Source organism: Peptidiphaga sp. (genome assembly GCF_057238965.1).
In genome coordinates, this window is the sequence record NZ_DBHHEV010000102.1 from 1 (window position 1) to 7705 (window position 7705).

Consider the following 7705-nt stretch of genomic DNA (forward strand, 5'->3'; position numbering starts at 1 on the left):
CAGTTGCTTTTCCGCTAGGACGCCGCCGTATGCCCGAGTCCCTCCCCGGCTCTTGACCGCACGCGCCGGAAACACCGTCATTTCCCGCCGCGCGGCTGACACGAAATCGGCTTTCGATCATCTCGTTCTCCTTGACCAAGTGGCTAATCGATGCATAAGTTTCATGATTGTACTCAGACTAGCGCGCAACTCGCCCGGGCTCAGCTTAGCGCATTCCGCCCAGACGCCAACACCGAAAAGCGACCATGCGAGCCGCGCAGCGGGTCGGCCGATAACCTGGAGTCATGACTCCACGTGAATCCGCCGGCCCGGGGCCGGCCACAATCGCGCCTGGGCTCGTTGAGCTGCTGTCGGGCGACGACGTCGTCGCGATCGCCCCCGCGCTGCTCGGGGCGAGGCTGGCGGTGGCGTCGCCGGAGGGGACCGTGGCCGTGCGGCTGACGGAGGTCGAGGCGTATGCCGGCGAGATCGACCCCGGGTCGCATGCTTTCCGCGGCCGGACGGCCCGCAATTCTTCGATGTTTGAGGCGGCAGGCCGGGTGTACGTCTATTTCACGTACGGGATGCACCACTGCGTGAACGTCGTGTGCGGGGCGGAGGGCGTTTCGCGCGCGGTGCTTCTGCGCGCCGGCGAGGTTGTGGAGGGCGTCGACGTCGCACGCGGGCGGCGGCCCGCCGCTCGGAAGGACAGGGATTTGGCGCGCGGGCCGGCCAGGCTGACGTCGGCGCTGGGGTTGACGCGCGAGGACGACGGCGAACTTCTGGGCGGTGCGGGTTCGCGAATCTGCCTTGAGCTGGCCGGGTCCGCCGACGCCGTTCCGGCGGAACTGGTGCGAAGCGGGCCGCGGGTCGGCGTTGCCGGGCCCGGCGGCGACGGCGAGGCTTTCCCTTGGCGTTTCTGGATCGACGGCGATCCGACCGTTTCGCCTTATAAGCCGGCGGCCAGGCGCAAATGAGCGTCTGAGCCAAGCCGACCCAGGCACGCGCGGCAAAATTGAGGCGACGTTCGAGGCGGCTCTTGCAGGCCGGCCGCCATGCGCGAATGAGCGGCCAAGCTAATTCTGCTTACTCTTTTCTTCTTACCTTGGTGACGTCGCCATGCGCGGATGAGCGGCTGGGGGCCAGATGTGGATAAGCGGCCGAATGCGGATGGGCGGCTGGGGGCCAGATGCGGACAGGCGGCCAAATGCGGATGGGCGCCCGAGCCAGTCCCGCATCCTCCTTTTCTCGCGCCCTGGCGATTCCTCTTGCTTTGGCGATCCTGCTGCCTTGGCGACGTCGCCGGGTGCGGCCTGAAGCGCCGCCGGACCATCGGTCTCAAGGGCGACGTTGAGGAAGGCAGCGATCTGATCGCTGCGCTTACTGGCCGCAAGGCGGCGTCGGACGAAGCGAATCCGTACGCCCGACGCCGCGTGGTTCTTGCGTGGCAGCCCGCAGAGCGTCATGCTCCCGGTGCCCAGCTCCATTCGACTTGTGTCGATCAGTGCGGAGCCTCGTCTCGCTCAAAGCCTTAATGCACCTTTTGGCGCTCAGTGCTTTCCGACCGGGGAGCTGAAACGTCTCAGACGGGCGAATCTGTCCGTCTCAATGCACTTTCTGGTGTTCAGTGCTTTCCGACACGGCTGTTCCTGAGGCTGTGGCAATCGACTCCGATATGGAAGTCTCAATGCACCTTCTGGTGCTCAGTGTTTTCCGACTCTCAGCCCATGGGTCACCGAACGCGCCGACGGAGTCTCAATGCACCTTCTGGTGCCCAGTGCTTTCCGACCCCAAGTCAGATGTCCTCAACATTGACGCGTATCGCGGTCTCAATGCACCTTCTGGTGCTCAGTGCTTTCCGACCCGACACGCTGTGGAAAGTCACGCAGCAGCTCGACGCCGTCGCGTCTCAATGCACCTTCTGGTGCTCAGTGCTTTCCGACAACCGCCGCCATGCCCCCATGAATGGGCACCGTCGCCAGGTCTCAATGCACCTTCTGGTGCTCAGTGCTTTCCGACCCGCCTGCCCGGCTCCGTCGCGGGTGATTTTCCAGTCTCAATGCACCTTCTGGTGCTCAGTGCTTTCCGACTGCGCATGCGGAGGCGTTGAAAGCGGCGGAAGAGGCCGTCTCAATGCACCTTCTGGTGCTCAGTGCTTTCCGACCAGAAATTCCGCTCACCGAAAAGGTGACTGACAAAGTCTCAATGCACCTTCTGGTGCTCAGTGCTTTCCGACGTTGACAATACGACAGCCCCGTACTCTACGCGTCTTGTCTCAATGCACCTTCTGGTGCTCAGTGCTTTCCGACGAAGCAAAGGGACGCATTCTCACGATTCCCAAGGAATAGTCTCAATGCACCTTCTGGTGCTCAGTGCTTTCCGACGGATTGAGCGGAAGATCGACGCGTGGTTGTCTGCCGATGTCTCAATGCACCTTCTGGTGCTCAGTGCTTTCCGACGGCCTGGGTACCAGGTCGGGAAGGTGTCGGCGATCAATCTGGTCTCAATGCACCTTCTGGTGCTCAGTGCTTTCCGACTTTATTGAAAGGAAAATACTATGAAATTCGTCAACCTTGTCTCAATGCACCTTCTGGTGCTCAGTGCTTTCCGACGGTTGTGCCTGTGGTCTGTCAGGCATTTTACCATCGGGTCTCAATGCACCTTCTGGTGCTCAGTGCTTTCCGACTCCGCCCCCAGAAAACCGCGCCACAACGCCGTTTACCGGAACGAAATCGCCGCCGACCTGGAAAGCACCACATCGAATCGGCCCGCACCTGTCCAATTAAACCACACAACCGCGAAAAACCGCCATAAAACGACCCAGCGCCGCCGACGCCCCCTACCAGCCAGTACGCCACCGACTTCCAACGAACCCAAGCCAAAAAACCGACACCTCACGACTACGCCAAAGTTAACTTCGTCTTACTGGGCATCCAGAATTCCTTGCTGCAAAGTGATGACTATTTTGCCAGCGGAAGAACTGATACAGGTCTACACTGAAATCAAAATCACGCGAAAGCGCCAGATCGAAAATCAACAACACAGGATCGGAGATTGGGTGCTCCTCTGCGTCAACGACGCGGAAACATATACCAGACTTATTAAAGGCTAGAAAGCAATGGACGCTTCACTACATTCGCAAGCGCGCGGGTCATTCCGACGTCGTCCGATCCTTGCTGGATCGGGCTGCTCCGGAAAGGATCGCTACCCGCTTCGCATCCTTGAAATCGCAAGAACTGCCGAACGAGCCGAAGAGCCTCCGGAACTCTGCTTGAGCGCTCCGGGCCTCGACGGCGGGGCCCGCCCGCCAACGCCAACCAGAGCTGCCTTCCGGGATGCTTCCGGATTCGGGAGCGTCTTTGAGCGTTTAACGTCGTTCGAAGAATTGGCTGCCGCGTGGAACATGGTGCTGGCCGAAGACATTCTTGACCAGCAGCTTCGACGCCAAGCGAAAGAGATAGGGGCCGATCTGGACGTCTTTCTCGGCAGGCTCTCCGCCGAACTCCGAACCGGACTGTACAAGCCGGGCCCGCTCTATCCGCTCAAGCGCGAAAGGCTCGGCCCGTTGCGCAGAGGCCTGGGGGCCGCCGCCGGAATAGCGACATCCCCACAGGGCCCGGCCGTGCCGTCGCCGGTCCTGTGGGTTCCCTCGCTGCGGGACGGCATAGTGGAACGCGCTGTTGCGGCTGCCGTCGGCCCGGCGGCCGAGGCACTGCAATCGTCGAGCTCTTTCGGAGCGCGCACCGGGCTCGGAATCGACGCCGTCGTCGGCCGCCTCACCCGCCTGCGAGGCGAAGGCTGCGCGAACGTCCTTCTCTTGGAGATCGAAGGGTGCGAATCCGGGGTCGACCTCGACGACGCTCTGGAAACGCTCCGCCGAGGCGTGCCTTGCGAGCGCACGCTAGACCTCCTCTGCCTGCTCGGCCTGCCGCGCTTCGAAGGCGTTCGGCCGGGCGCCGAGGACAGGCTGCGAGGGATGCTCGAAGGCTCGTCGCTTCGCCCTCTTTTGGAGAATCTCGCTTTGACCGACGTCGACGACGCGATGTGCGACGCCGGATTCGCCTATCTACGCCACGGCTCCAAAATCGCAATGTGTGCGCCGGGGCGCTCCGAGCTCGTGGAGGGGCTCGCCCTTATATCCGAACTTGTCCGCTCTCGCGGGCTGACGATCAACGAGGATGCAACTGCCATGACCAGCTTCGACGAAGGATTCTGCCATCTCGGCATCGACTATTCGCAGGACCGGCCGCTCAAGCCGTCCGCCGAGGCCGCCGCCCCCGTTCACGTCGTGTACGTCGGGAGGGACGGCTCCCGCGTGCACGTGGCCAAGGAGCGGCTGATCGTGGACGCGCCCGACGGGCTGCCCCAAATGTCGATCCCGCGGCGAATGGTGAGCCGCATCGTGCTTACGGGAAACGTCGGCCTTTCGGCCGGGGCGCGTTCGTGGGCGCTGTACAACGACATCGACGTGCTCTGCCTTTCGCGCCGCGGCACCTACTTGGGCCAGCTCGCCGGGCCGCGATCGACGGCAAACGCCCAGCGCCTCCTGAGGCAGGCGGAGTTCGCGGCCGACGAAGAGGCGCGGCTCCCGCTCGCCCGGAGCATCGTGCGGGCCAAGCTCCGCAACCAGCTCCACGTCCTGCACAGGCTCGCGCGCAGGGAAAGAGAGGGGAGCGCGGGCGGCGTCGAAAGCGCGGGCGCGGCCATGGGCGACGGGATGGAGGTGTGCGGTAATGCGGGCGCGGCCTCCGGCGGCGGCGCCAGGGAGGCTGTCGGCGGCTCCGGCGTTGCTAGTGCGGCTGCGGCTGCCGGTTTCGACGACTTGCAGGCTCGCGGGAACGCAAACGTCGGCGAGAGCAAAGGCGGCGGCTGGCACATCGGCGGCGTCGGGCTGGAAGCGGCGTGCCGCGACATCCGCTGCATCATGGCGGACTTGCCCGACGCCGCGAGCATCGAGGAGATCATGGGCATGGAGGGCGCAGCCTCGAACGTCTACTTCGCGTGCGTGGCGGGCTTGCTTCCGCCGGAGGTCTCTTTTCCCTGCCGCAGCAGGCGCCCGCCGAAGGACATGGCGAACGCCGCCCTTTCCTATGCCTATTCGCTGCTTTTGGGCGAATGCACCGCCGCGCTGTTCGCGGCGGGGCTTGAGCCGTCGCTCGGAGTGCTGCACGCTTCGACCGACAAACGCCCCAGCCTTTCGCTCGACCTTATGGAGGAGTTCCGCCCCCTGCTCGTGGACCGCATGGTTTTCGGGCTTCTTCGGTCCCGGCGTTTGCGCCCGGAGCATGCGGGCCCGTCTGACGACGGCGCTGGCGTCTGGCTCACCAAAGAGGGGAAGAAAGCGGTGGTCGACGGGTACGAGGCCACTCTTCAGCGCAGCATCAAGGGCGCTCTGCCGGGGTTCGCCGGCCCGTGGCGCAGGCACATCCACCACAGCGCGCAGCTGCTCGGCCGCGCTATCTTGGAGCCCGGCTACGACTGGGTGGGCGTGTCATGGCGCTGACGGTGATCGTGGCCTACGACGTCGCAAACAACCGCCGCCGCACGCGCCTGGCCAACTATCTGCAAGGGTGGGGGTACCGGATGCAGGAGTCCGTCTTCCAGCTGCGGTTGAGCAACGAGGAGCTCTCGGAGGTTTGCGCGCGCATCGACAAGCTCATCAGCGAGACCGACGACGTCGTCCACGTCTACCCGCTGTGCGCGGCCTGCTGCGGGCGCGCCGAGGTGTTCGGAACGGCGCCGGCGCTGGACGACGTCGGCCTGTACAGCGGGGTGTGGTGAGCTGTATTCTCAAGGCAATCGTTCGGCCCGGCCCGACCTTTGCTGGTTGGGCGCGGGCCGGATTTCCCTATTGTTAGCAATGGAAGATGATAGGGTGCGGTGATCGAATACGCTGAAGGCTGAACCCCGGTTTTCTGCACAAAGTCGGCTGCGTGCCTCCGTCCGGCGGGCAATAATGAAAGCGTCCGGCTATCCGTTCGGATGTAACTCCAGAGACGGGGTTGTCATGAATAACGGAGAAAAATCGCAAGGACGCGGTTTCAGAAGGCGGCAGCCTATTCTTGCTGTGCTCCGCCATCTCGGAGCTACCGTCTATCCGCTTCAGGTGACTGAGGCGTTCCGGGCCACCCAAGGGCGGGTTGTTCCGGGAAGCGCCTTCGATCGAATCACGTCGATCGAAGGGTTAAAAGCTGCGTGGGGAACGGTGCTGGCAAAGGACGCCGCCGACGGCGAGCTGCGCAGGCAAACGATCGACGTCATTGCTCACCAGTTTCGATGAAGAATTCTGCTACCTAGGTGTGGATTTCTCGAGAAGTCGTCCTAACTGCGACCCCCATCATCACGTCAAGCCTGACGTGAACCCTGATCACGTCCTGTACATAGGCCGCGACGGCGCGTGCGTGCGGGTGTCGAAGGAGCGTTTGATCGTTGAAGGCGTTGATCTGCTGCCTCACGTCTCGATTCCTCGCCGAGCCGTCAATCGCATCGTGCTGACCGGGAGCGTGGGGCTTTCGGCCGGGGCGCGTTCGTGGGCGCTGTACAATGACGTCGACGTGCTCTGCCTTTCCCGGCGCGGCACATATCTGGGCCAGCTTGCCGGGCCGCGTTCGACGGCGAACGCCCAGCGTCTTATGAGGCAGGCGGAGTTTGCCGCCGATGTCGAGGCGCGCATGCCTCTTGCTCGGAGTCTAATTCGGGCCAAGATGCGCAACCAGGTTCATGTTCTCCACCGCATCGGGCGTCGGGACAGGAACGTCAACGTTGGGAAAACGTGCCAGAAGATCCGTTCGTCGATGGAGGACCTCTTCGACGCGGCATCGATTGATGAGATTTTCGGGATTGAAGGGGCGGCGTCTTCCGCCTACTTAGCCTGTCTTGCCGGGCTGGTGCCGGAGGGAGTGTCGTTTCCGTGCCGCAGCAGGCGTCCGCCGAAGGATATGGCAAACGCCGCCTTTTCCTATGGGTACGCGATCCTGCTGGGGGAGTGCACGGCCGCGTTGTTCGCCGCGGGGCTTGAGCCGTCGCTCGGAGTGCTGCACGCTTCGACCGACAAACGCCCCAGCCTTTCGCTTGACCTCATGGAGGAGTTTCGTCCCCTGCTTGTGGACCGCACGGTGGTCAGTTTGCTTCGCTCGCATCGGCTGAGACCGGAGCACGCATCGCCTTCCGACGACGGCAAGGGGGTGTGGCTTAACCGCGAAGGCAAGAAGGCGTTGGTGGACGGGTATGAAGCGACGCTTCAGCGCCGCGTCAAGGGCGCTCTCCCAGGGTTCTCCGGCACGTGGCGCAGACACATCCACCACAGCGCGCAGTTGCTTGGCCGCGCGATCATGGAGCGGGACTACGAATGGATGGGCGTGTCATGGCGATGACCGCGATTGTCGCTTACGACATCTCTTCCGACAGGCGGCGCACGCGCCTGGCCGCCTACCTCCAAGGGTGGGGGTACCGGATACAGGAATCGGTTTTTCAGCTGCGTTTGGAAGCTGACGACCTCAGCGCAGTTTGCGCGCATATCGAAGGGATCATCAGTGAAACCGACGACGTGGTTCACGTTTACCCCTTATGCGGAGCATGCGTTGGCCGCGCTGAACTCTTGGGAACCGCCGTGACTCTCGATGAAGTGGGGCTCTACCGCGGCATCTGGTAGTGGACTCCATGCGTTCCAACCATAGATGTCACTCGAAGCTGGTTCGCGCAAGGTCCACGCCCACTTTTTCCTTAA

The 7705-nt window shown here is 63.2% G+C and carries 6 protein-coding genes and 1 CRISPR repeat array; all 6 genes read left to right on the forward strand.

The window, feature by feature from the left end; all coding sequences use genetic code 11:
- Positions 1-284 precede the first annotated feature (284 nt).
- On the forward strand, positions 285-956 hold the full coding sequence (locus tag ACO48X_RS09970; RefSeq protein ID WP_485001939.1) for a DNA-3-methyladenine glycosylase: 672 nt from the start codon (positions 285-287) through the stop codon (positions 954-956).
- 551 nt (positions 957-1507) lie between these two features.
- Positions 1508-2665: direct repeats of the CRISPR family, unit length 37 nt; unit sequence GTCTCAATGCACCTTCTGGTGCTCAGTGCTTTCCGAC.
- A 699-nt stretch (positions 2666-3364) separates the two neighbouring features.
- Positions 3365-5482, forward strand: a complete 2118-nt coding sequence (gene cas1 / locus ACO48X_RS09975; RefSeq protein ID WP_485001940.1) for a CRISPR-associated endonuclease Cas1 — start codon at positions 3365-3367, stop codon at positions 5480-5482.
- Positions 5473-5760: a CRISPR-associated endonuclease Cas2 gene (gene cas2 / locus ACO48X_RS09980; RefSeq protein WP_064231068.1), complete on the forward strand. Its 288-nt coding sequence runs from the start codon at positions 5473-5475 to the stop codon at positions 5758-5760. Before cas1 (ACO48X_RS09975) ends, cas2 (ACO48X_RS09980) begins: the two co-directional genes overlap by 10 nt.
- 325 nt (positions 5761-6085) lie before the next feature.
- Positions 6086-6259 (forward strand): hypothetical protein, encoded by a 174-nt coding sequence (locus ACO48X_RS09985; RefSeq protein WP_485001941.1) that lies wholly within the window; start codon positions 6086-6088, stop codon positions 6257-6259.
- 76 nt (positions 6260-6335) lie between these two features.
- The gene (gene cas1, locus ACO48X_RS09990) at positions 6336-7352 is read left to right on the forward strand and encodes a CRISPR-associated endonuclease Cas1 (RefSeq protein WP_485001942.1); all 1017 of its coding nucleotides are present in this window, start codon (positions 6336-6338) and stop codon (positions 7350-7352) included.
- Positions 7349-7630, forward strand: coding sequence for a CRISPR-associated endonuclease Cas2 (gene cas2 / locus ACO48X_RS09995; protein ID WP_485001943.1), 282 nt, complete (start codon positions 7349-7351; stop codon positions 7628-7630). Before cas1 (ACO48X_RS09990) ends, cas2 (ACO48X_RS09995) begins: the two co-directional genes overlap by 4 nt.
- The last annotated feature ends 75 nt before the right edge of the window (positions 7631-7705 follow it).

Coding starts and splice junctions, on each gene's coding strand:
- cas2 (WP_485001943.1), top strand. CDS start 7,349: ATGACCGCGATTGTCGCTTACGACATCTCTTCCGACAGGCGGCGCACG.
- cas2 (WP_064231068.1), top strand. CDS start 5,473: ATGGCGCTGACGGTGATCGTGGCCTACGACGTCGCAAACAACCGCCGC.
- ACO48X_RS09970 (WP_485001939.1), top strand. CDS start 285: ATGACTCCACGTGAATCCGCCGGCCCGGGGCCGGCCACAATCGCGCCT.